This is a genomic window from Thermoleptolyngbya sp. PKUAC-SCTB121, assembly GCF_016919485.1.
GTDB classification, from domain to species: domain Bacteria; phylum Cyanobacteriota; class Cyanobacteriia; order Elainellales; family Elainellaceae; genus Thermoleptolyngbya; species Thermoleptolyngbya sichuanensis.
In genome coordinates, this window is the sequence record NZ_CP070366.1 from 849,706 (window position 1) to 872,625 (window position 22,920).

18 protein-coding genes, 1 tRNA gene and 1 riboswitch are annotated in these 22,920 nt (G+C 56.9%); of the genes, 8 read left to right on the forward strand and 11 right to left on the reverse strand.

Features of this window, described 5'->3' with window-relative positions:
• Positions 1-100 precede the first annotated feature (100 nt).
• Positions 101-1,663, forward strand: coding sequence for a gamma-glutamyltransferase (gene ggt / locus JTM80_RS03565; protein WP_172354198.1), 1,563 nt, complete (start codon positions 101-103; stop codon positions 1,661-1,663).
• A 92-nt stretch (positions 1,664-1,755) separates the two neighbouring features.
• On the opposite strand, the gene JTM80_RS03570 is transcribed toward ggt, so the two are convergent.
• Positions 1,756-1,829: transfer RNA gene (locus JTM80_RS03570), tRNA-Arg, on the reverse strand.
• Positions 1,830-2,668: 839 nt separating this feature from the next.
• Here JTM80_RS03570 and JTM80_RS03575 point away from each other — a divergent pair.
• The 3 genes from JTM80_RS03575 to JTM80_RS03585 all read left to right on the forward strand — a co-directional run bounded on the left by JTM80_RS03575 (position 2,669) and on the right by JTM80_RS03585 (position 6,121).
• Entirely contained in the window at positions 2,669-3,340 is a 672-nt protein-coding gene (locus tag JTM80_RS03575) for an Npun_F0813 family protein (RefSeq protein WP_172354199.1), read from the forward strand.
• 240 nt (positions 3,341-3,580) lie between these two features.
• The gene (locus JTM80_RS03580) at positions 3,581-4,573 is read left to right on the forward strand and encodes a hypothetical protein (RefSeq protein WP_172354200.1); all 993 of its coding nucleotides are present in this window, start codon (positions 3,581-3,583) and stop codon (positions 4,571-4,573) included.
• 447 nt (positions 4,574-5,020) lie between these two features.
• Positions 5,021-6,121 (forward strand): hypothetical protein, encoded by a 1,101-nt coding sequence (locus tag JTM80_RS03585; RefSeq protein ID WP_205370610.1) that lies wholly within the window; start codon positions 5,021-5,023, stop codon positions 6,119-6,121.
• A 102-nt stretch (positions 6,122-6,223) separates the two neighbouring features.
• Here the strand turns inward: JTM80_RS03585 and JTM80_RS03590 are convergent, their stop codons facing one another.
• The 5 genes from JTM80_RS03590 to JTM80_RS03610 form a co-directional block, all read right to left on the reverse strand.
• Complete coding sequence (locus JTM80_RS03590) at positions 6,224-6,469, reverse strand: DUF1049 domain-containing protein (protein ID WP_172354202.1); 246 nt, start codon at positions 6,467-6,469, stop codon at positions 6,224-6,226.
• Between the two features lie 74 nt (positions 6,470-6,543).
• Entirely contained in the window at positions 6,544-7,269 is a 726-nt protein-coding gene (locus JTM80_RS03595) for a hypothetical protein (RefSeq protein WP_205370612.1), read from the reverse strand.
• A 199-nt stretch (positions 7,270-7,468) separates the two neighbouring features.
• Complete coding sequence (locus tag JTM80_RS03600; protein WP_172354203.1) at positions 7,469-8,290, reverse strand: DUF1350 family protein; 822 nt, start codon at positions 8,288-8,290, stop codon at positions 7,469-7,471.
• 120 nt (positions 8,291-8,410) lie between these two features.
• Positions 8,411-9,112, reverse strand: coding sequence for a HupE/UreJ family protein (locus JTM80_RS03605; protein WP_172354204.1), 702 nt, complete (start codon positions 9,110-9,112; stop codon positions 8,411-8,413).
• A 23-nt stretch (positions 9,113-9,135) separates the two neighbouring features.
• Positions 9,136-9,272, reverse strand: a riboswitch (cobalamin riboswitch).
• A gap of 141 nt (positions 9,273-9,413) precedes the next feature.
• Positions 9,414-10,541 carry a Gfo/Idh/MocA family protein gene (locus tag JTM80_RS03610; protein WP_225906751.1) on the reverse strand — a complete coding sequence of 376 codons (1,128 nt, stop codon included), beginning with the start codon at positions 10,539-10,541 and terminating at the stop codon, positions 9,414-9,416.
• 382 nt (positions 10,542-10,923) lie between these two features.
• On the opposite strand from JTM80_RS03610, the gene JTM80_RS03615 reads away from it, so the two are divergent.
• Positions 10,924-11,862, forward strand: coding sequence for a vitamin K epoxide reductase family protein (locus JTM80_RS03615; RefSeq protein ID WP_172354205.1), 939 nt, complete (start codon positions 10,924-10,926; stop codon positions 11,860-11,862).
• 255 nt (positions 11,863-12,117) lie between these two features.
• Here the strand turns inward: JTM80_RS03615 and JTM80_RS03620 are convergent, their stop codons facing one another.
• Together JTM80_RS03620 and JTM80_RS03625 are read right to left on the reverse strand one after the other, a co-directional pair.
• Positions 12,118-14,973 carry a cation-translocating P-type ATPase gene (locus tag JTM80_RS03620; protein ID WP_172354206.1) on the reverse strand — a complete coding sequence of 952 codons (2,856 nt, stop codon included), beginning with the start codon at positions 14,971-14,973 and terminating at the stop codon, positions 12,118-12,120.
• A 338-nt stretch (positions 14,974-15,311) separates the two neighbouring features.
• Positions 15,312-15,740 (reverse strand): hypothetical protein, encoded by a 429-nt coding sequence (locus JTM80_RS03625; RefSeq protein WP_172354207.1) that lies wholly within the window; start codon positions 15,738-15,740, stop codon positions 15,312-15,314.
• A 140-nt stretch (positions 15,741-15,880) separates the two neighbouring features.
• Between JTM80_RS03625 and JTM80_RS03630 the strand changes: the two genes are divergently transcribed.
• Positions 15,881-16,756 carry an NAD(P)-dependent oxidoreductase gene (locus tag JTM80_RS03630; protein ID WP_172354208.1) on the forward strand — a complete coding sequence of 292 codons (876 nt, stop codon included), beginning with the start codon at positions 15,881-15,883 and terminating at the stop codon, positions 16,754-16,756.
• Positions 16,757-16,766: 10 nt separating this feature from the next.
• On the opposite strand, the gene JTM80_RS03635 is transcribed toward JTM80_RS03630, so the two are convergent.
• From JTM80_RS03635 to JTM80_RS03645, 3 genes are all read right to left on the reverse strand, one after another.
• The gene (locus tag JTM80_RS03635) at positions 16,767-18,236 is read right to left on the reverse strand and encodes an alpha-amylase family protein (protein WP_225906752.1); all 1,470 of its coding nucleotides are present in this window, start codon (positions 18,234-18,236) and stop codon (positions 16,767-16,769) included.
• 451 nt (positions 18,237-18,687) lie between these two features.
• Positions 18,688-18,891 (reverse strand): hypothetical protein, encoded by a 204-nt coding sequence (locus tag JTM80_RS03640; protein WP_172354210.1) that lies wholly within the window; start codon positions 18,889-18,891, stop codon positions 18,688-18,690.
• A 366-nt stretch (positions 18,892-19,257) separates the two neighbouring features.
• Complete coding sequence (locus tag JTM80_RS03645) at positions 19,258-20,403, reverse strand: ABC transporter permease (protein ID WP_205370614.1); 1,146 nt, start codon at positions 20,401-20,403, stop codon at positions 19,258-19,260.
• A 417-nt stretch (positions 20,404-20,820) separates the two neighbouring features.
• Between JTM80_RS03645 and JTM80_RS03650 the strand changes: the two genes are divergently transcribed.
• Both JTM80_RS03650 and JTM80_RS03655 read left to right on the forward strand, forming a co-directional pair.
• Entirely contained in the window at positions 20,821-21,834 is a 1,014-nt protein-coding gene (locus JTM80_RS03650; protein WP_172354212.1) for a fatty acid desaturase family protein, read from the forward strand.
• A gap of 31 nt (positions 21,835-21,865) precedes the next feature.
• Positions 21,866-22,909 (forward strand): alpha/beta fold hydrolase, encoded by a 1,044-nt coding sequence (locus JTM80_RS03655; protein ID WP_205370616.1) that lies wholly within the window; start codon positions 21,866-21,868, stop codon positions 22,907-22,909.
• Positions 22,910-22,920 lie beyond the last annotated feature (11 nt).

Sequence of the window (22,920 nt, forward strand, 5' to 3'; positions counted from 1 at the left end):
GGTGGCGAAAGCTTGCATAAAAAGCCTGCATAATAGGCTGAAGCCTGTATGACTCGTTGCCAGCGGGCGAACCCGTCACCCTTTATTTCAGACCTTCCTCATGCCCGCCAAGACCCGTGGTGCGATCGCCGCCGGACACCCCAAAACCGCCGAAGCTGGAGCCGAGATGCTGCGGCTGGGGGGCAATGCATTTGATGCTGCGGCGGCGGCGATGCTGGCATCCTGCGTTACAGAGCCAACCCTCACGTCGCTGGGAGGCGGGGGGTTTTTGCTGGCGCACACGGCGGAGCGGCAAAATATTCTGTTCGATTTTTTTACCCAGACCCCGCGCCAGCGGCGACCCGTCGAGGCGGTCGAGTTTTATCCAGTGCTGGTGGACTTTGGAACGGCGGTGCAGGAGTTTCATATTGGGCTGGGGGCGATCGCCGTTCCGGGCACCGTGGCGGGTCTATTTCAGATGCACCGTCGGCTGGGGCGGCTGCCCATGTCGGCTGTGGCAGAACCCGCGCTGCACTACGCCACAGCGGGCGTAGAAATCGGCGACTTCCAGGCTTACTGCTTTCAAATCTTGCGGCCGATTTTGCTGACCTGTCCAGAGATGGGGCAACTCTGCACGCGAGAGGGGGAACTGCTGCAACCGGGCGATCGCTTCTACAATCCCGACCTGGCAGAGACGATCCGGCTGCTGGTGCAGGAGGGGCCGCAGGCGTTTTATGAAGGCGAGATTGCCCATGCGCTGGTGAAAGATTCCCAAACGCGGGGCGGCTATTTGTCGCTGGAGGATTTGCGCCAGTATCGCGTCATCGAGCGATCGCCCCTGATGACCCGCTATCGGGGCACCACGCTCGTTACCAACCCGCCCCCCAGTTCCGGCGGCTGCCTGATTGCCTTTGCGCTGGCGCTGCTGTCTCAAGTCGAGGTTGCAGGGTACGAATTTGGCTCAGAGGCGCACCTGACGCTTTTGGCAGACGCGATGCGGCTCACCAACTTGGCCCGTGCCGATGGCTACGACTCCCGGATCAACCAGCCCGATGTGGCAGAGCGCTTTCTGGCAGAGGCACACCTGCATCGCTATGCCCAGCAGCTTTTGCAGACGGCAGGGGTGAACAAATGGGGCAGCACAACCCACTTTAGCGTCATCGATGGCGAGGGCAATGCGGCTAGCATTACTGCCTCCAACGGCGAAGGGTCAGGCTATACGATTCCGGGAACGGGCATCATGCTGAACAATATGCTGGGCGAGGCAGATCTGCATCCTGGCGGGTTTCATCAGTGGCCGCTTGATGCGCGAATTTCCTCCATGATGGCTCCGACGATGGTGCTGGCGGCGGGAATGCCAGAACTGGTGCTGGGGTCTGGAGGCTCGAACCGGATTCGCACAGCGATTTTGCAGGTGATTTCCAACGTCATCGACTTTCAGATGCCGATTGAGCAGGCTGTAAACTCACCTCGCATCCACTGGGAAGCAGACGTGATGAACCTAGAGCCAGGGTTTGAGATTCCCAAAGTCCACACTCAATTTCCCTGGAACAGTGAGATCGTGCCGTGGGAACATCTGAATATGTTTTTTGGTGGGGTTCATACGGTGCTGGCGAACCCGGATGGCAGGCTGACGGGTGCGGGCGATCGCCGTCGCAGCGGCTTTGTCGCGCTGGTCGAATAGAGATCTTCGGATTCCTTTAGATTCTCAAGTTTCTTAGATTTTCAATATAGATTCTCAAACTTCAGCCCCTCAGACCTCAGCTTTTCCAAAAACGCCCCAGGCAGGACTCGAACCTGCGACCGACTGCTTAGAAGGCAGTTGCTCTATCCGGCTGAGCTACTGGAGCCAGCAAACCTTACGCGATACGTGTAGCTGTGTAGCTGACCTACAACACAACCCATAGGCTTGAGATGAACTTGATTCTATCAGTTACACCCGCTTGCTTGAAGTGTGATTGCTTAAAGCGTCAGCCGTTGCGGACAGGATTCTGAAGTGCGGATTTCCAGGATTTCCAGGATTTCCAGGTTTAAGCACACCCTATGCCAACTCATGCCAACTCATATTTTTAATCAGACGACCAAGCGGCGTTAGGGAACCCAGACAAGATGGGAAAACTAAACCAGCCCAACTTAACACACGAACGAGTCTATATGAACCGATCAGCAAGTTTAGAATAAACCCCCAAAGGGCTTGGACTCGCCCAATATCTGAGTCCTGCGCTCCGGCAAGCTGTTCAGCAGAGACCATTGCTCCCAAGCGTGCCCTAAGAGCTAATTTGTAAAGGAGCCTGAAAGCCTTGTTAATCAAGGATTTCCGAGAAACCGCTTTTCCTGGGCAAACATGACCTCAAAGCCACACATGCCAAGAGTTTCAGGCTTCTTAAGATTTGCTTCATAAATTAGCTCTAAGGCAGATTTCATATTTTGCAATCGCTCCTCCAGCGTCCGCGTTTCATCCCATCAAAATTACTATACGCTTACTATACAATCTGACGCTTGCGGGGTCTTGACCTTGCAAACGGTCTGTCCACCGTCTAAGCGCTCTGTCCAGAACCAAGTTCGTCCCAGTGCCCAGCGCTAAACGAATCCGGTATCAGGTGTACACTTAGACCAATCCAGTGTGTATCGCCCATCGAACGGCGGTTTTCCAACACCCCCGCCCTGACAGGAGTCAACCGACCAAATCATGTTTATCTTAAAGCGGCAGGATGTTGAAATTACGAGCGTTCAACACCCCAAAAAAGATCAACAGATTCCTGTTCTGCATTACCAGGGACAGTCCTTTCGGCTGATCAGCGTGTTTAACGCGGCTCAGGAGGAAGACGCAAAAGCCTTTTGGCGCGATTTGACGGATAATCGGGGCAAAGCCTGCGTGTTGCTGGAGGAGCCAGAGCGCTATAGCGTGTGGGGCAAGGTGCGGCTGGATCAGCTTGCTGCGGACAGTGGCGACCAGGTGGCAACGGATAGCACGTCTCCAGCCCTGATTCAGGCGGCGCTGCTGCTGCTCCAGGCGGTCTACATCGATATTGAAGATCTGCTGGGGGGACGGCAGGCTGGCATGTTTCAGAAAGAAATTTCCAGCGTATTTCAGCAGTGGCGGTTTCCTCAAACCGAGTCGCCGGATGCGATTAACCAGCTTCTGACGGTTGATCCGCTGGCATCGCTCCAGGTGCCCCCCTGGCAAGAGCATCATCTGAACACGCTGCTGCTGGAGTTGCTGCGCTTAGGCAAAGAGCATTTTGGGAATACTAGCTTCACGGGGCGGGTGCTGGATGCGCTTCAGGATATGTCTGAGGGCGATCGCACGCAGTTCCTAAACTGGCTCAAGCAGTCCCCCTCTGGAAAAGACTGGCAATAGCTGGCAGGTATTCGCAAGCATTCTTCGCGATCCCTCTTCGCGATTATTCCGCGATTATTCATTGAGGGCGATCGCTCAATCAGTCAGACTTGTCGCCTTGCATTGTGGTCTAGTGCAGCTTTTTACCCTGCGGCTTCTTAATAAAGTTGCCATTGAGCGTCCAAACTATGAAAAATTCTGTTTTAATTTGGCTATTCTCAACCCGCATCTTCCTGTGCCCTCCAGTTAAGGAGTGATTCTGTGGCTAAGAAAACCTCTGGCTCTTCCTCGTCCATCCCAGTGCAGACCATTGTCATCATCGCTATCCTGTGGGCGGTGTTTTCCCTGCTGTTCTTCCTGCTGTTTAGCGTGCCGCTGCCGGGGCAGGGTCGTCCAGAGTGGTATGGCATTACGACCTATTTTTTGGAAAATATTGCCTTTTTGGGAGCGTCCATCCTCTGCTTTCGCAACTGGCGCAGTCCGCTGATCGTGAGCGGGCGCACGGTTTGGCTGCTGATTGGGCTGGGAATGCTGTCTTTCTTTATTGGCAATTTGATTCTTGGACAGTGGGAAATTGGCTGGGGCAAGGAACCGGATGCGTCTCCTGCCGACCTGTTTTTCCTGCTGATGTATTTGCTGGTGGGCGCGGGTATGTTTTTGGCGGTGTCTTCGCGCAAGCTGAACCTGGCAATCTGGCAGTGGCTAGCGGTGATAGGCGTAGGGGTTTTGGGGGTTGTGATTGCCTGGTTTATCTACAACGGGGCAAGTGGGGCTGCCTCGGCGGCGGTCTGGATTGATCCTCCGGCGATCGCCCAAACTGCGCCCGACGCGGCCCCAGCGGCTCCGGCGACTGCCCCGGTGCCCGCCGAGCCTGCCCCAGCCGCCGCAGCTACAACCTCCAGAGTCCCTGGTTGGGCGGTGGCGCTAGAAGACACCCTGTCCCCGTTCTCAGGTACCTTTGCGATCGCCTATGTGGCTGGAGATATCATTCTGCTGATGGCTGCGATGGCACTGCTGCTGGCGTTTTGGGGCGGGCGATTCTCGCTGTCCTGGCGCTTCATTGCCGCCGCTGCAATCTGCTTTTACGTTGCAGATATGTGGTTCCTCTACGCTACCCGCTACGTCGAGGGCTATCAAACGGGCGGCTTGCTCGAAGTGTTCTGGATTTTTAGCGCCTGCCTGTTTGCCATTGGTGCTGCGCTGGAGTATGACCTGTCGAGCCGCTCTCGTCGGGGCAGCCGTCGCCGCGCCTGAGTGTTTTGGAACCCGCTTAGAGCTAAGTAAATCTAGAGGCAGATAAACTTAGAGGCAGATAAACTCCCCTTGTGTGCAGCTTGCATAAGGCGTAGTTGAGGCGCGTAGTTGAGTCCTAGTTGCTAGGCAGTGTCTTAAAACTTTCTAGGTCGTTGATTGCCTTGAGTCGATCCCCCTTAGATCCCCCTTATTAAGTAAATCCCCCTTATTAAGGGGGACTTCTGGAGTGGTTCGGCTCGGTTCCCCCCTTTCTAAGGGGGGCTAGGGGGGATCGAAGGGCTTTAAAATATGCCCTAGGGTGTGGCCGCTTTTGTGAGGGTTTGACCGCAGACATTGAATTTTAGTTACCCTTGTACTGTTACGTGCAAGGGTCAGACAATTCTGAGTTACGATCAATCAGGTTTTTCTTCATCAGTGCTCCCCGATGGGGCGAATGGTTAACGCGGCATGCCTCCTACGAAACTGACCGATTCTGACAAGCAAAAAATTCTGGCACTGTATCGCCAGTCAGACGAAACCACCACCTCCCTGGCTCAGCAATTCAGCGTCAGTACCTCTACAATTAGCCGCATTCTGAAGCAAAGCCTGTCGGAAGCCGAATATGACGCGCTGATTCAGAAAAAGCGAGCCGCAGGCAGCAGCAAGTCTGAAGCTGAGAACGCCACCGACGTATCCACTGCCGCTTCTACGGCGGTGGCCCTGGAATCAGAAGAAGATCCGCAGCCTCCCCAGCCAGACGTGTTTAGCGCTGTGCCCCAAGCCGTGCCCGAAGCCGTGGAGCCGGATGCGGACGAGATGGACGCAGCCGAACCAGACTCCGCACGCCGGGATGGTCGCCGCCAGCGCCGCCGTTCTGGGAGCGTTCCCCCCGAACCCAGCAAGCCATCCACAGTTGCGCCGCCCAAACTGGCTAAAAAGAAGCGGATTGATGAAGATGGGGCGATCGCCTCTGTTGAATCGGCCTTCGCTGCGGATGCTGAGCTTGTGGAGGAGGATTCGGCGGAACCTGTCGTCGCTGAGCTAGAGGCAGTTGAGCGCGACATTCTGAAGCATGAAGGCGTTTTCACGGATATTGACGAAGAAGATGACGACGACCTGGATGATGAAGACCTGACAGACGACCTCGACGACGACCTGGATGACGATCTGGACGATGAAGATGACGGCGAAGATGACGGCTCCTTGCTCGACGCAGCCGTTGAGCTGGACGACCTGACGGGCGGACTGCACAGCAATATACCGCTGCATATTGCGCCGCTCTCGGAAGCCAAACTGCCCAAGTCCTGCTATCTAGTGGTCGATCGCACGTCGGATTTAGTGACTCGGCCGCTCAAGGACTTTGCGGGGCTGGGGCTAATTCCCGACGACCAAGAAGAGGAGCGGACGCTGCCTGTGTTTGATAATCATCGGGTGGCCAAGCGCTATGTGCGGAGGATGCAGCGCGTGGTCAAGATTCCCGACGGTCAGGTGTTTTTGAAGGCGAGTCCCTATTTGCAGGCGAAGGGCATCACGCGTCTGCTGATCGATGGGCGGGTATATTCACTCTAGGCAGAGGTCTAGCTGAGGGGATGTCTGGCTAAGCAGTCTGGCTAGGCGGTCTGGCTAGGCGGATACTTGGGCGATCGCCCGGTGTTCTGCTACCAGGCGAGGCTATTCGTCCTCAAACGGATCGCCCTCGTCCAAGCTGCGGGCACTGGAAGCGCGATCGCCCGGTAGCACCAGCGCCGCGCCCAGCATCCCTGCCGACGCGCTAAACCCCAGCAGCAGCCCGATGGGAATCGGCACCGTCCTGCCTGTCAAAAAGCGGAGTTCGACAGGGGTCGCGTTTTGCACCGAAAGCAGGGCGATCGCACTCACCCACAGCGCAACAATCGAGGAAACCAGGACGTTTAGCATGGCGGCAAGCAGGCAAAAGACCGAAGGCTGAAATCCAAAACCCAAAATCCAAAATCTAAAACCCCAAAGCTGGCTCAGGGTGAAGCAGGCGTGCAGGCCTCATTCAAGCAGATGACCAGTACCGACTGGATGGTCGCATCTTCTCGAAACTGCTGCGTTTCGTTGTATTCCGCTATGGGCGAGGGATAAATGCCCGCTGTTTCGCTGTTGCCATTGCCCGTGCCAAAGGACAGGTTGGTGGCGGGATGCTGGGCAAACCGGACGTATTCCCGCGATTCGTTCTGCGTATTATACGACAGGGTGGCATCGCCATAGATCTGCTCTGCTTGAGCGATCGCCGTACCGGGGCCCACGCCGCGATCGGTGCGGTAGCTGGGGTTATCGGTCAGCACGCCCTGCACCACGTCATCATCGCCAAAGCTCTCGCCCGCCAGGTACAGCACATAAAACAGTGGCTTGCCATTCTGGGACACGGCGATCGCATCGAAATCGACGATAAAAGGCGACTGAACTTCAAACGTGGCATTGGGCAGCGCTTGCTTGAGTTCTCCCAGCGTTATGCCCAGCTTCGCCGGGCCGATACCCTCGGCTGAAATCACAAACAGCGACGGATCGGTTGGCGCTGGGGCAGAAGCCGTGGGGCTGGGCGCGGGAGCAGAAGGCGCAGGCGAGCCTGGGCCAGCCGTTGGCGACGCGCTAGGATAGGACGAAGGCGGCTGGGCATCGTTGCATCCGACCAGCCCCGCCAATCCGCCCAGCAGCAAGCTCCCCAGCAGCAGTTGTCTTGTGGATTGTTTCATCAACCGACTTATCAACCGACCCATTGCTTTCTCCTTCTGAATCCCACGCCGACTCCGTGACGACCTCAGCATAGCGTTTGTACCAGAGCGTCGGCTTCCGGTTGTGCCGGAAGACGCAATCACCGGACAAAGATTGCTACACCTGTTTTAGCAAGCTGTCCTGATTTTGCCCTGACTTTGCTTGATCTGGCGGTACGGGCTATTTAGGCAAATTGAAGGCGGCAACCGGATTAAGCCATCGCGTGATGGTGCGCTTGAGCTGAATGAAATCTCGGTTTAGCCCCTGCTGCATAAACTGTCCGAGGGCATCCAGCGGCGTAAAGGTTGCACCGGGCTGCCATTTCAAATCTTGACCCATTGGTGTTAGGTGGTTGCCGCCCAGCGTATGCAGCGTGGTCATGCCTGGAAAACGGCGAGTGAGAACGTCCGAGAGCGATCGCGTCTGGTCGATATCATCCATTGCAAAGCGAATCAGCAGATTGCGCCGCACCTGATACTGCCGCTCGATCAGCGTGTAGGTTTCTGTCGGCGATGGCGTAAATTCTACATTCAGCAGCGGCGCAAACTGGGGCGGAATCTGGGAAGAAAACTGGGTCGAAAACTGCGACATTTGATCCAGAAACGGAATCGATCGCCGCGCTGGATAATTGTTAAACGACAGAAAAACGTTGCCTGCTCGCTCTTGCGACGAGCGGCTGCCGATCAGCAGATGCAGCTTGCAGCCCATGCTGTGGCCCAAACCATAGAGCGGCACGTAGCTGCGACGAAACACACGCTCCAGCAAATATTCCTCAGCCCGGAGGAACGATCGCAACACCTGGCGGGCGATCGCCTCATGGTCAAACGTGTTGACAAAGGGCGTGGCAACAACGGCATAGCCCTGCTCTGCTAGATGCTCTAGTAGCGAGCGATAGGTGACCTGCGGAGCCGCCGCCACAAACGCCCCGCCCAAAAAATGAATCATCGCTGTCGGGCTTTCTGGCACCACCAGCCAATTTCCGCCCAGTTCTCGCCATTCCATAGGTAAAGAAGGGTGAAGCTCTCTCTCATGGTAGACGATGTGGCAGCGGGTGGGGGGATAGGAAAGGGATCAGTAACTTTATCTCTCGATCCCCTGCTTGCTCTCTATCCCCCGCTTGGCTTAAATAGCCTGCAACAAAAACACCAGCCCCACGCCTGCGATCGCCAGTCCAGGCAGGGTCAGCGCTCTAGCCCGTTCGGATGTGCGGCGCAGCAAGCGATCGCCCAGCCATCCTGCTCCCAAGGCGATCGCCGCCTGGATCAGCGTGAAACCCAGCAGATAGGCGGATAGGGGCGACGGCGTTGCACCAATGATTGACTCGCCGTAGGCATAGCCGTGGAATACACCTGCCAAAACTCCAAAGGCGATCGCCCCACCCAGAGGTAGTGTCTTTTGCAGCCCCAGCCCCAGCCCGATCAGGAACACCGACAGCGCAATGGCAATTTCAACGGCGGGCAAATCCACTGAATTCAGGTGTAGGGTCGTGCCGCCCAGCGCTGCTAGCAAGAAGCTGATAGGAAACAGCAGTCCCCAGCCTTGCTTTGCCGCCAGTAGCCCAATCGCCACCACAAACGCAAAGTGATCTAGCCCAATGACGGGATGGGCCAAGCCAGACAAAAACCCTTCCAAAAAGGTTTTGGGCGTTTCGCCTCCCAAGGCGTGGTGCGCTAGGGCTGGTTCAGCACAGAGCGCCATTCCTGCTAGCAAGAGCAGTGCGCCGCTGCGCCAGCCCGCGCCAGGTTTGCTGGCCAGGACGGTTCGCCGATCGCGCGCTCTGGGCGATTTCGGGAATTTCCGGGTTCTGGTGATGCTTGCCTTCATGTCTGTACCTCGCAGAGTCTAAATTGGCAAAATGGCGCATCGGCGGGCATCCTGACTGGTCGGGCGGGGTGTCTTGCCCAACTTCACAGTTGCGGGACAGCGGCAGACTTGCACTGCACTTTCCCCAATCGGCGCGATCGCCAATCTCCAAAGGCTGTTCCCCTTTGAGAGCCGATGAGCGACTGAAATCATAGCACCGTTTGCAGGAGCAAACACGCAGAGTCACGAATGTTCAAGGAGCCAAACGCTTTGAGACACTCCAAAATCATCAATCCAAAATCATCAATCCAAAATCTAAAATTCAGTCTGCAACCGGGACGATCGCCCCCTGCTGTGCCATTGACCGAGACAACGCTTCGAGGATGGTGATTAGCTCCGTGCCAACTTCGCCCGACGACAGGCTGGAGGGGCGATCGCCCCGCACACAGTCCACAAAATGTTCGCAGGCGCGGCGCAGTGGCTCTTCGCGGGAAACGGCGATCGCCCGTCGCTCTTGGGTCGTGGGCAAGAATTGTCTGTCTTGCTGCATCAGCGCTCCAGTTTGCAGCACCAGCGAATCGGTCGCCATTTCGTCAAAAATTAGCGAGGCGCGATCGCCCACCATGCTCAGCCGCCGCTGTCGGTCGGGATTGAGCCAGCATACCTGCAGCGTCGCCTGAAATCCGCTGGGATAAAACAATCGCGCCCAGACTAGATCAGATACTCCCGATCCTCCCGATCCTCCCGATTGCACTGCCGTTTTTGCCTGGTTTGTTTCCTGGGCGATTGCCCCAAGCTGTGGGGTTAGCGCAGGCTGCAACCAAACCGTTCCCCAGGCTTGCCCCTGCACGGGTCGCTCTTCCAGCCAGTGGTTAAAAATGGCAATGTCGTGAATTGCCAGATCCCATAGCGCATCGACATCGGAGCGCACTGGGCCGAGGTGCGTCCGGCTGCTGCTGCCATAGCGCACCTGCCCAAGTAGCCCTCGCTGAACGAGCGATCGCCCCGCTTGCACGGCTGGGTGAAACAAGTAGGTGTGATCTACCACCAACCGCCGTCCTTGCGCTGCCGCCAGTTGGCACAGTTCTCGCCCCTCGGCAGCGCAGAGCGCCAGGGGCTTTTCTACAAATCCGTGTAGCCCCCAATTCAGCGCGGTTCGCAGGAGTGCTGCATGGGTGCTGGCGGGTGTGGCGATCGCCACGGCATCTACCCCATCCAGATCGAGCGCGGCTGCCCAATCTGTAAGGGCAAGAACAGCGGGCGTGCGATGTGCTAGCCCAAGCTGGTTCACCGCAGTTTGCAGGCGGGTGGTGCTGGGATCGGCGATCGCCACCACGCGCCCCCCCGGCAGCGCCAAAAAATTTCGCAGCAGATGCATTCCCCACCGCCCCAGCCCCAAAATCACAATGCCCACTGACGGTGAATCCTGGGCTGCGTCTACGTTGCTCACATTTTTCGCTCACATTATTTTGCTTACACTTTTTGCTTACACTTTTTGCTCAAACTTTTTGCTCGCATTTATCCTGAATTTTCGGGTCTGAATTTTCGGGACTGGCTAAGGCATTGATCCATCTCGCCTGCTATTTTCCGCCAATTTATTTGCTCATTGGCTAATGATTCACCTAATTTGCCAATTTAGCCTGCTCACTCTGAAAACTCGCATCCTCCGATCCGTCTTAGTTCCGTCTTAGTATCGTCCTCTGTCAATGTTGTGGAGCGATGACCCCCGCCAACCCACTTTTTTCGGCTTTGAGCCACAATAGGGAAGTTGGGATGAGCCGACGGGCTGTATCCTGATGAAATCTATTGCTGAGTTGACAGAAGTAGGTGCCATGAGCCGCCGTCGTCAAACCCCCTGGCTGCATCGCCAGTCTCGCAAGGTTATTGGAGCGATCGCCCTACTGGGTGCGCTAAACACTGCCTATCTCACCGCGACTCGGCTGTTTGGTGGAGAGGCAGCCTGCCCCACCAGCGGCTGTCAACAGGTGCTTTCTAGCCCCTACGCCACGCTGTTTGGGCAACCGTTGGCGCTGTTTGGGCTGCTGGCCTATCTAGGCATGGCGGCGTTTGCCTTTGCGCCGCTACTGGTCAATCCTGACCAAAACAAAACCCTGCGAACCAGTTTAGACAACACGACTTGGTTGCTGCTGTTTGCAGGCTCCACCGCCATGCTGGTGTTCAGCGGCTACCTGATGTACATCATGTTTTCCGAGTTCGTGGTGCCCTTCGGCGCAGCGGGCATCTGCGTCTATTGCATTGCATCGGCGCTGTTTGCCCTGGCTATGTTCTTGCTAACGATGTTTGGGCGAGCCTGGGAAGATGTCGGACAGCTTATTTTTTCCGGGATCTTGGTCGGCGCGGTGGTGCTAGTAGGTTCTCTAGGTTGGCACAACATCATTAAAACGCCGCCCAGTGAGGCTGTGAACGGGCCATCCGTGCCGCCTGTAACTACCGTTTCGGGGCAGGCAGAGGTTGAGTTGGCTCGCCACCTGAAGCGTATTGGCGCGAAGATGTTTGGTGCTTACTGGTGCCCGCATTGCCACGATCAGAAGCAGCTCTTCGGTCAGCCTGCCGCGGCTGAGATTCCTTACATCGAATGTGCGCCAGACGGAGCGAACTCCCAGACTGCCTTGTGTCGCGCCACGCCGCAGGTGACGGGCTATCCTACCTGGGAAATCAACGGACAGTTTTACTCTGGCACCCAAACGCTGGAGCAACTGGCCAAGGCTTCTGGCTATCAGGGCCCGACCAACTTCCAGATTTCTCCGTAGGGGCGCTGTCCTAATTTCGAATTTGGATTTTGGATTTGCGATTTTGGATTGCTAGCCGAGCCTGTCGGGGTTTTCTAGCAGTTTCATTCGTAGCACCACTCAGGAGAATTGATATTCAAGGGCCGGTTTGCAAGGGCTGATTTTAAGGCTGAGCATCTGCCCCCTTTAGTCCTCCTTAGGGGCGAAAGGGGGGAGTTTTTATCGTGTTCCTCTGGACGTGTTCCTCTGGAACTGTACCTCTGAAACCCTGTACTGTTAGTCCCCCACGCCTGCCCCTTTGCCCTGCCAGCGCGACAGTATTTTTTCTAGCTCAATCCAAACAAAGAGCAGCAGGCTGAATCCAAGACAAATCAGCAGTTCCAGGGGGCTGAGGATTTGGGTGCCAAAGAAGTTTCGCAGCGGCTCGACGTAGATCAGCGCTAGTTGCAGCAGGCTGGTAAAGACGACGGAGGTGAGGACGTAGGGATTGGAGAAGGGGTTGAGTTCTAGGGTTAGGCGGGTGTTGGATCGAATAGCTAGGGCATGACCCATCTGGGCCAGGCACAGCGTAGTGAAGACCATTGTCTTCCAGCGATCGGGGTCGCCGGGGATGGTTTGGGCAAGGTGATAGCCGACGACCATTTGGGCGATCGCAATGATAGACAGCACCACGCCGATGCGGATCATGTAGGTGCCCAATCCTCGTGCAAAAATGCTCTCTTTGGGATCGTGGGGCGGGCGACTCATGACGTTGGGTTCCGCAGGTTCTACTGCCAGCGCCAGGGCGGGCAGTCCATCGGTGACCAAGTTCATCCAAAGGATTTGCAGGGGCGTGAGGGGCACGCCGCCAAAGGCAAACAGCGGCGATGCGGCAATGGTAATCACTTCGCCGATATTGGAACCCAGGATGTATTTGATAAAGCGGCGAATGTTAGTGTACACCACGCGCCCTTCTTCCACCGCAGAGACGATGGTGGCGAAGTTATCGTCCAACAGCACCATGTCGCTGGCTTCTTTGCTGACATCGGTGCCCGTGATGCCCATTGCAATGCCGATATCGGCCCGCTTCAGCGCGGGGGCATCGTTCACGCCATCGCCCGTCATGGCGACGATGTGGTGCCGCCGCTGAAGCGCCTGCACGATTTTCAGCTTATGCTCTGGGGCCACGCGGGCATAGACGCTGACCCGCTCGACGTGGGCTTCCAGTTCTTCTGGGGTGCAGTGTTCCAGATCGGGCCCGGTCAGCACTTCATCGCCGGGTTGGGCAATGCCCAGGTCTTCGGCGATCGCCCGTGCAGTGAGCTGGTGGTCGCCTGTAATCATGACAGGGCGAATTCCGGCGGAGCGACAGCGGGCCACGGCCTCGCGTGCTTCGGGGCGGGGCGCGTCTAGCATGTCCACCAGTCCCAGCCAGATCAGCCCTTGCTCGGTTTCCTCGGCGCTGTCTTCGGCGGGCAGTGCTTCTAGGGGACGGGCGGCAAACCCCAGCACCCGTAGTCCTTTGCTTGCCAGGTGATTGTTTTGCTGCAAGATTTGCTGACGGCGATCGCCGCTGAGTGGCTCCACGGTGCCTTTGACATACACAAACTGGCAGCGCTCCAGCACCAGTTCTGGAGAGCCTTTGCAAAACAGGAGTAGGGAGGAGGATGGTAGGAGCAGCGGGGCGATCGCACCCATTGCATCCGTGATCCTTCCACCCCCTTCCTGTTTGACCATGACGCTCATGCGCTTGCGCTCGGAGGTGAAGGGAAACTCACCCAGGCGCGTCCAGGCATAGCTCAACTGATGGCGATCGAGGCCAGCTTTGGTGGCAGCCACTAGCAGTGCGCCCTCGGTGGGGTCGCCTAGGATGCACCAGTCGCCGTTTTCCTTTTGCAGCGCAGCGTCGTTGCAGAGAAGGCCGGCCGTCAGCAGGGCGATCGCCTCTGGGTGGTGCCGAGTGTCAATCGGCTGCCCGTTTAGCAAAAACTCGCCCTCCGGCGTATAGGCGTGGCCGGTGACGCTGAGGGAGCAGGAGTGTTGGTGAATTCCCTGAACCACCATCTTGTTTTGGGTCAGGGTCCCCGTTTTGTCGGAGCAGATCGTGGTGACAGAGCCAAGGGTTTCTACCGCAGGCAGCTTGCGGATCAGGGCATGGCGGCGCACCATCCGCTGGGTTCCTAGCGCCAGCGTTACCGTAATCACGGCGGGCAAGCCCTCTGGCACAACGGCCACTGCCATGCTCAGCGACACCTCCACCAGTTCCCGCAGCTTGCCCCATCCGGCCACCAGCAGCCCTAAGACAACGACCACCGCCACCAGCGACAGGGACCCCGTGACCAACGCCTGACTGAGCTGATCCATCCGCTGCTGCAAGGGCGTTGGCTCTGCCTCGACAGATTGCAGCAGGGTGGCAATTTTGCCGAGTTCGGTGCCCATGCCGGTTTGGGTGACGATGGCCACGCCGCGCCCCTGCACAACGTCGGTTCCCTGATACACGCAATTGAGGCGATCGCCCAAGGGAGTATCTTCTGACAGGTCTGCGGCGACCCGCTTGCTGACGGCCTGCGCCTCGCCCGTCAGCGCTGCCTCCCGCACTTGCAGGCTGGCTTCCTCCAACAAGCGACCGTCCGCCGCCACCTGCACGCCTGCCTCCAGCAGCATGATGTCCCCTGGCACCAGTTCCCCAGCGCTCACCTCCTGCACGCGCCCATCGCGCACTACGCGCACCCGCGGCGAGGCCATATTTTTCAGGGCGGCTAGCGCTTTTTCAGCACGACTTTCTTGCACATAGCCCAGCAAGCCATTCAGAAACACGATCGCCAAAATCGCCACGGTGTCTTTGAACGGAATGTCGTTGGACTTGACCCGTCCTGCCTGCATGTCCATTAGATCCATCACGCCGGAAATGATCGCCACCGCAATCAGCATGATCAGCATGATGTTTTTGAACTGATCCAGCAAGATTGCCCAGTTGCTCCGGCCGCCTGTGTCTTCCAATTCGTTTGGGCCAAATTGGCGCTGGCGTTCGGCGACTTGCTCCGACGTGAGGCCCAACTGGCGATCGCTCTGCAACTGCTCCAAAACCTTTTCAGCAGGCAGCAGATGCCAGCGGGTGGCAGGAGAGACAGAGCCAGTGTCAGAAATAGTCATTTAGGTTTAGAGTTTGATAAAACCGAACTTTTAAGGCAGGGTAAACGCTGCGAACCTGCCTCGAATGAGGTTGCAATCTGCCAGCCAATCTGTTAGGGATTTCAGGCAAAGATTTCAGCCAAAGATTTTAGAAACTGAACACCGCTCGCAGCATTTGTGCAAGCGGTGTATCAACATCCAGGGTAGGTCTCTGGAGCGGGAATTGAGTATGGGAAAGGCGTTAAGTTTTCAAACAAAAAGGATGCCAAAAATCAAGTTTTGCTACGCAATCGAAACCTTCCAGACGGAATCCAAGCGGAACGTCATCAGGAACGCCTCAAAGTAACTTCTCAGCGGAGTTATGGTTGAGGGACAGAACGGGGCGATCGCCCTCCTGTGGAAAGATATAGTAGCGCTTCGTAGGCCCAGTGGTCGGGTGGCACATCGGAAAAGGGCAGCACAGGACGCTGAGTGTCGATCTGTCCAATGGAGTCTTGTCCAATGGCATCCGAATGAGCATCGCTGGACGGAGCGGGCACGGGGGTCAGCGGTTGCAATGCTGGAAAGCCCTGCGGGTCAGAAATTGCTGGAGACGCTGGGCTAAGCTCAATCTGGACGGGAATCGAAGCAGACGGCTGGCGATTTTGGGCCTGCTCTTGGGCCTGGGCAAGCGGGACAAAACTAGCCCATGCAGCTAGGCTAGAAGCGATTGATACACCCGCCCAGGTTGCCGCCGCAGCAAAACGGAAATGTTTTGGAAACGGGCGATCGCCAGCAAGCGGGTTCATAGCAGCTTGATCTACCAACTGATTTACCATTGGCTTCACCATACGCTGTCCTTTCTGTCTCAATTTCTTCTGTCTCAGCTTCAGACACGGAATCCTCTTAATCGTATCTTGTCCAACTTATGACTGTGGGATCTATTGCCATGTCAACGCCTCCCAAAACCCTCCTCATTACGGGCATCAGCGGTTTTTTGGGATGGCATATCTACCAGGCGACCCGCGCCAGTTGGACGGTCTACGGCACGTACCAAACCCGGCCCGTGTCCTTTGCCGATGCGAACACGCTGGCGCTGGATCTCACGGACTGTGCTGCCCTCCAGCAGGCATTCCAGGAGATTCGCCCGGATGCAGTGATCCACACAGCCGCCCTGTCTCAGCCCAACGCCTGCCAAACCCAGCCCGAATTGTCCCGCCAGATTAACGTCCTCGCCAGCCTAAACCTGGCTAGCCTCTGCGCCGATGCGGGCATTCCCTTTGCCTTCACCTCCACCGATCTGGTGTTCGACGGACACCACGCGCCCTACCGCGAGGCCGATCCGGTCTGTCCCATCAGCCTTTATGGGGAGCAAAAGGCAGAAGCCGAAGCCGGAATCCTGAGCCGCTATCCAAAGGCTGCCGTTTGCCGGATGCCGCTGATGTTTGGCGCTGCGCCCACGGCCCCTAGCTTCTTGCAGCCGTTTTTGCAGAAGCTGCGCGATGGTGAGGCGCTGCGCCTGTTTACCGACGAGTTTCGCACGCCCATCAGCGGCCGCGATGCAGCAAAGGGACTGCTGATGGCGCTCGACAAGGTTCAAGGTCTGGTTCACCTGGGCGGGCCAGAGCGGCTGTCTCGCTATGAATTTGGGCTACGGATGGCGGCGGCGTTTGGTCTTTCCCCTGACTTGATCAGCCCTTGCAAGCAGGCGGATGTGCCCATGCCCGCCCCGCGCCCGCCGGATGTGTCGATGGATAGCAGCTACGCCTTTAGCCTGGGCTATGCGCCGGGGGGCGTGCTGGAGGAGTTGCGGGCGTTGGCTTAGGGTGGTTCTACTACTCCATGACTCGAATTGCGGCGGCGCTCATGCCGGATAGGGTGAAGGTCGCCTGGCCGTCGGGCTGAACGGTGATGGGCATGGCGCAGGTGGCGGGGTTGGACGCACTGGGCTGGAGCAGGTCGCAGTAGCGGCCGGGGGGCAGGCTGGTTTGAAAGGTGTGGGTGAGGGGCTGGGATTCTCGGTTGATCACCACAAAGGCGCGATCGCCCCGCCCAAAGGCAATCTGGTTTTGCCCGTTGCTCCACCAGTCCACCAGGGGCGCATCGCCGGCCGCGTTGCGAAACTGCACCATTTGCACCAGGGGCGATCGCCGATGTTCGCAGATCCAGCCGTCGGCGCAGGTTGCAGCGTTGGGGCTGAGGGGCGATCGCGTGTTGCCTTTGGCATCGGCGGGGGGCCCTTGGTCGCCATCTGAAAAGTCGTAGCTCGACATCACCAGCGGCTTGCCGTAGGGATGGGCCAACATGAACACATTGGCCAGGTCGTAGAGCGGGCCGTCCTTGTAAGTGAGGTAGTTGCCGCCGCCCCCGTGACCCCGCTGCTTGTCGTGGTTGTCGATGAAGACCACAGCCTTTTCGCTAGGGACAAATCCCCAGCCCTCGCCCAATGTTTCTAGCTGCGCCAGGGTTTGCCCGTCGAGTCCGGCAAACTTTTCGCTCACGACTCGTCCATACTCAAACTCGAACACGTCGCCAGAGGCATAGTATTCGCCCTTTTTCACGGCTTCGGTGCCGGGGTCGATCACTTCCTGATAAATGAAGAGATCAGCCAGGGTCTTGCCCGCTTTCTGTTCTGCCAAGACCTGCTCAAGCTGGGTCAGAATGCCATCCAGGTCGCGGGCATTGATGTGTTTAGCAGCGTCGATCCGAAAGCCGTCGATGCCCAAACTGACCAAATCGGCGAGGTATTCTGCGAGCCGCCGCTGCACGTAGGGCGTGCTGGTTTTCAAATCAGCCAACCCCACCAATTCGCAGCCCGTCACCTCGTCGTGGTTCTGGTAGCTCTCGATGTTGCGGCGACAGTCGTTGAAGTCTTGTGGCTGGTAGATGCCGGGATAGTCGTATTTGGTAAAGACTGACCCGGCGCTGCCGATGCCCTGCTCGACCCCGGCCATGTGGTTGATCACCGCATCGGCGTAGACCTTGACCCCGGCCGCATGGCAGCGGCGAATCATGGATGCAAGCTGAGCGCGATCGCCACTGCGACTTTCCAGCCGATAGCTGACGGGCTGATAGCGCTGCCACCAGGGAAAGCCCCGCTCAGGTAAGACGACGTGTTCCTGGGGGGGCGAAATTTGCACGGCGGCGTAGCCGTTTGGGCCCAAAACCGTTTCGCATTCCTGGGCAATATCGTCCCAGCGCCACTCAAACAAATGCACCATCACCGCCTGGGACGGGCGTGATTTGATCATCTCTGCATCTTCGACCGCAGCGGCTCGGCCTGTGGGGCGGGCGCAACCCGTCATTAACAGTGCAGTCAGCGCGAGTAGAGAGGCACTAAGGGTAAACGGATGTCGCATTTTGAAATGAGCGTGTGCAAAACAAACGAATTTAGTAAAAAGGTCGAGATGCTTGATGGATATGCCCTCAGAGTGCCCAAAAAGCGGGCATTTTTCCCGCAATAAGAATCTCAGCAAGAATTCCAGCAAAAATTCCAGCTTCATGTTCAATCTGCCCTAGCCATCCCCATTCTGCCCTGTTGGCCAGTGGGCTGTCTGTTTCATAGATTCGGTCAGGGGGTTACTCAGAAAGCAGAAAAAGCCACACGCTGGAGGGCGGCGGCCTGGGGTTGGATAGTGCTGAATATTGACTGCTAGATATTTACAGATGTGGGGATAGGCGCTGGATCTCTGCTGGATCTCTACTTGATCTTTACTGGATCTCAGTGCTACCTCAATCTACATATATCCAAGTATTCTACACCCAAATATTTTTGAGGCTCTGGCTAAACTGAATCAGCCGCTTGGTCGTCCATTCTTCGTCGCTGGTTTTGGGCGGAACGGTGCGCGGTTCGACCGCATCCATCGACAGACCTTGGGATAAATTTTGCCCTAAATTGAGCAGTTGCTCTGCGGTGGGCAGAGATGTACGGCGCTTGCGGCGAAACCCTCGAATTGTCATCGTAAACCTTCCTCTGTGGCAGCACCCTTGACGGCACTTTTGGTGGCACTTTTATTCAGTGATGAATAAGTGAGAAGCAGCGGCGATCGCCCAAATCCCTTTCCCTAGCCTTTTAACCAAGGCGCGGAACTAACCAAGACGCGGAACAATGGGCAAAACCCACTAGGGCGATCGCTCAGGTTTGGGTCAAGGTGCCTCGAACGAAGCCTGTGCGCTGCGATTCCTTAGCACTTCATTGTAAAGTGTGCTACAAAACATAGTGCCGATATTTTCAAAAGTATTAAGGATTACCAGCAGCAGGCGTTTCTGTGGGTGTTTCTGGTGTTTCTTTGGGTGTTTCTCTCGGTGTTTCTCTAACTCTTGGGTTCAGCCATTGCTATCGCTGCTGTTGCGCGGGTCGAGGGCATCGCGCAGCCCGTCGCCCAGCAGGTTAAACGCCAGCACCGTCAGCACGATGAGACATGCCGGAGCCCAAACCAGCCAGGGTTGCAGCACCAAAATCGACGCATTGCTGGCCAGGGACAGCATATTTCCCCAGGAGGGGTCGGGCTGCTGAATGCCAAGTCCCAGATAGCTCAGCACGGCTTCTGCCAGGATGAAGCTGGGAATCGCTAGGGTGGCCGTGATAATCACATAGGTTGCGGTCTGCGGCAGGACGTGGCGCAGGATGATGTAGAGCGATCGCCCGCCCATCGCCCGCGCCGCCTGCACAAAAGAGCGTTCTTTAATTGACAAGACCTGCCCGCGAATTACCCGCGCCAGCCCCGCCCAACTGACAAACGAGGTGATCAGGGTAATCAGCAGAAACCGCTGGGCATTGGTCAATCCTGGTGGCAGCACCCCTGCCAGCGTAATCAGCAGGTAAATGCCGGGGATAGTCATCAGCACTTCGGCAAAGCGCATCAGGATGGAATCTGTCCAGCCGCCAAAGTAGCCAGAGATGCCGCCAATCAGCAGCCCCAATGGGAAGGAAATGAGAATCCCCACCAGCCCGATCGACAGGCTAATGCGGCTGCCGTGAATGAGCCGACTGAGTTGGTCGCGGGCTGCTTCGTCAGTGCCCAGCAGGTTCAGCCGACCGGGACCAACCGTGCCAAATAGGTGGCGATCGCCCGGAATTCCCGGCAAAATTTCCTTCTCCTGGAACTGCGGATCGGTCAGCGAAAACCGCGTCGGCAGCGGCAGCTTTAGGTTGAGGAATCGGTAGGGGTCGCCTTTGACAAATAGACGAATCGGCGATGGCTGGCTAAAGTCCCGCGAAAGCTGGCGATCGCCCGTCTCTAGATCTACCGCGCCCTGGGTGGTGGGATAGACGTGCGGCCCAAGAAACTGTCCTTGGGGCGATCGCCAAAACACCTGCGTCGGCGGCAGCAGCGAGCCATCCGTCTGCGACACGTAGGGATCATAGGGTGCAAAAAACTCTGCCCCAATCGCCACCAGATACAGCAACAGCAGCACCAGCGCCCCATAGCGGGCCAGCGAGTTTCTCTTGAGCTTTTGCCACCAATTCATGCGTCTTGCCCTTCGGACAACCTTTGAATCCCCATGATATAGCAAGCCTAGAGAGGTTAGGGGTTAGAAAATCGGGATGATTCTGCCCAGTCCACTGGCTCGATTGGATTTTCCAACTTGTTACAACAAGTGGCGACAACCTGCTATAGTAAGGGCGTAATGACTTGTTGTGACAAGTCTTGTGACTAGTCTTGTGACAAGTCTTATGACAAGTCAGGTTCGTGTCTAGACGCTATCTTCTAATCAAGAATTATCAAGATAGGACTTCCGCACTTGCGATTAAACTCTCTGAGTTTTGGACGATTTCTTGAAGACTGCGCCTGCGAGCAATCGTCCAACTGCGTAAGTCCTACAAGAATTTCACTGAGTTGTTCATTGAATTGTTCATCTGAGCCATTCATTAAAAGGGCAGGGATCATGGGGTTTTCACAAGAAACGCTGGAATTGGGCAAGGTCGAGGGTGCGATCGCCCCTTGCCGCGAGGTTGCGTCAAATGCCCGACAGGTCTTGTCTATCGAAGAACTCGCGGCGCTGAACCAGCGCTCGACGTGGCAAGGGCTGTGGCAATTGGGCAAGCATCTGGCCGTGATGGCAGTCAGCGGCACACTCTGGGCCACGCAGATGCAAAATCTGCAAAATTTGCAAAATTTGCAAAATTTAAATTTGTGGGTGGCGCTGCCAGCGCTAGTGGTCTACGGTTTCAGCCTGGCCTCAATGTTTGCAGCGATGCACGAATCGGTTCATCGGACGGCCTTTGCCAACAATCGGCTCAACGATATCGTCGGCTGGTTGGCTGGGCTACTGTCGTTTTACAACGGCACGTTCTATCGCCGCTATCACAAATGGCACCACCGCTACACGCAAATTCCTGGCAAAGACCCCGAACTCAGCGACCCAAAGCCGCAGACCCGGCGCGACTATTGGCTAGAAGTGAGCGCGATTCCCTGGTGGATTGGCAAGGTGAAAACGCACCTGAAAATTGCCGCCGGAAAGGTGCAGGACTATCCCTTTTTGCCAGAGAGCGCCTATACCGACGTAATTCGCTCGACACGGGTGCAGTTGGGTGTATACGCAGGGGCGATCGCCCTCTCCATTCTCCTCGGACATCCCGCCGCCGTTTTCCTTTACTGGGTGCTGCCTCTGGCGGTGGGTCAGCCGATTCTCCGCGCCATTTTGCTGGCAGAACACACCGGCTGCACGAACGACGACAACCCGTTTACTAACACGCGAACAACGCTGACCACGTTCCCCATTAAGCTCTTGATGTGGAATATGCCCTTTCATGCAGAGCATCATCTCTATCCCTCGATTCCGTTTCATGCGCTGCCGGCTGCCTATGAACGTTTGTCAGAACGCTGGAGATACGTTGAGAAGGGCTACATTCGAGTCAACCAAAACATTATCGCGGCTCTAAAAACTGCTGCTGAATAGCTAAATCAGTGACCCGATCGAGAATTCTGCCATGAATGCTGCTGCGAACGGCGATGCACAAATCTTTGTGATAAAAGATTACACGCTTCAGTGTGGCGCAACGCTGCCGGAAGCGAAGGTCGTATATCAAACCTATGGAACGCTGGCGGGCGATCGCCGTAATGTCATCCTCTATCCCACGTCCTACGGCGCACAGCACCCCGACATTGAGTGGCTGATCGGGCGCGATCGCATCCTCGATCCAGAGCGCTGGTTCATTGTCATTCCCAATATGTTCGGCAATGGGCTATCCAGTTCCCCCAGCAATGATCCCCATTGCAAACTCAGCGAGTCGGGCTTCTGGTTTACGCACTGGGACAACGTTCGGGCGCAGGAACAGTTGCTCCGCGAGGTGTTTGGCGTGGAAACCCTGGCACTGGTCTACGGCTGGTCGATGGGAGCGCAGCAGGCCTATCACTGGGGCGCGCTCTATCCTGAACGGGTGCAGCGAATTGTGGCGCTCTGCGGCACAGCCCGCACAACGGAACACAACCAGATTTTCTTGCACAGCCTGCGAACAGCGCTGACGGCTGATCCCACCTGGACGGGCGATCGCTTTGAGGGGGTTCCCGATCGCGGCTTTCGCGCCTTTGCCCGCATCTACGCCAGTTGGGCCGCGTCGCAAGCTTTCTACCGCGAAGGGTTGTATTACCCACTGGGTTACACCTCGCTGGAGGATTACTTGCTGCGCGGCTGGGAGGCGGGCTATCGCAAGCGCGACCCGCACAATTTGCTGAGCATGATTGACACTTGGCTGCGCTGCGACGTGGGCAACAATCCGGTCTATCAGGGCGATTATGAGAGGGCGCTGGGTTCGATTCGAGCAAAAACCTGGGTAATGCCTGCCACCACCGACCTGTATTTCACGCCAGAAGACTGCGAAGCCGAGGTACGGCTGATTCCAAGTGCAGAATTCCGCCCGATTCCTTCAATTTGGGGACATCGGGCGGGGAATCCGTATCAAAATCCGGCAGACGAGGCGTTTATCCGTCAGGCAGTTTCGGACGCGCTAGCAGATGCGCTGACAGATGGCTGATGCCAGCGGAA

Coding starts and splice junctions, on each gene's coding strand:
- JTM80_RS03620 (WP_172354206.1), bottom strand. CDS start 14,973: ATGACTATTTCTGACACTGGCTCTGTCTCTCCTGCCACCCGCTGGCAT.
- JTM80_RS03650 (WP_172354212.1), top strand. CDS start 20,821: ATGGGGTTTTCACAAGAAACGCTGGAATTGGGCAAGGTCGAGGGTGCG.
- JTM80_RS03655 (WP_205370616.1), top strand. CDS start 21,866: ATGAATGCTGCTGCGAACGGCGATGCACAAATCTTTGTGATAAAAGAT.
- JTM80_RS03600 (WP_172354203.1), bottom strand. CDS start 8,290: ATGGAATGGCGAGAACTGGGCGGAAATTGGCTGGTGGTGCCAGAAAGC.
- JTM80_RS03585 (WP_205370610.1), top strand. CDS start 5,021: ATGCCTCCTACGAAACTGACCGATTCTGACAAGCAAAAAATTCTGGCA.
- JTM80_RS03595 (WP_205370612.1), bottom strand. CDS start 7,269: ATGAAACAATCCACAAGACAACTGCTGCTGGGGAGCTTGCTGCTGGGC.
- JTM80_RS03615 (WP_172354205.1), top strand. CDS start 10,924: ATGAGCCGCCGTCGTCAAACCCCCTGGCTGCATCGCCAGTCTCGCAAG.
- JTM80_RS03605 (WP_172354204.1), bottom strand. CDS start 9,112: ATGAAGGCAAGCATCACCAGAACCCGGAAATTCCCGAAATCGCCCAGA.
- ggt (WP_172354198.1), top strand. CDS start 101: ATGCCCGCCAAGACCCGTGGTGCGATCGCCGCCGGACACCCCAAAACC.
- JTM80_RS03640 (WP_172354210.1), bottom strand. CDS start 18,891: ATGACAATTCGAGGGTTTCGCCGCAAGCGCCGTACATCTCTGCCCACC.
- JTM80_RS03590 (WP_172354202.1), bottom strand. CDS start 6,469: ATGCTAAACGTCCTGGTTTCCTCGATTGTTGCGCTGTGGGTGAGTGCG.
- JTM80_RS03630 (WP_172354208.1), top strand. CDS start 15,881: ATGTCAACGCCTCCCAAAACCCTCCTCATTACGGGCATCAGCGGTTTT.
- JTM80_RS03575 (WP_172354199.1), top strand. CDS start 2,669: ATGTTTATCTTAAAGCGGCAGGATGTTGAAATTACGAGCGTTCAACAC.
- JTM80_RS03645 (WP_205370614.1), bottom strand. CDS start 20,403: ATGAATTGGTGGCAAAAGCTCAAGAGAAACTCGCTGGCCCGCTATGGG.
- JTM80_RS03635 (WP_225906752.1), bottom strand. CDS start 18,236: ATGACGGGTTGCGCCCGCCCCACAGGCCGAGCCGCTGCGGTCGAAGAT.
- JTM80_RS03625 (WP_172354207.1), bottom strand. CDS start 15,740: ATGAACCCGCTTGCTGGCGATCGCCCGTTTCCAAAACATTTCCGTTTT.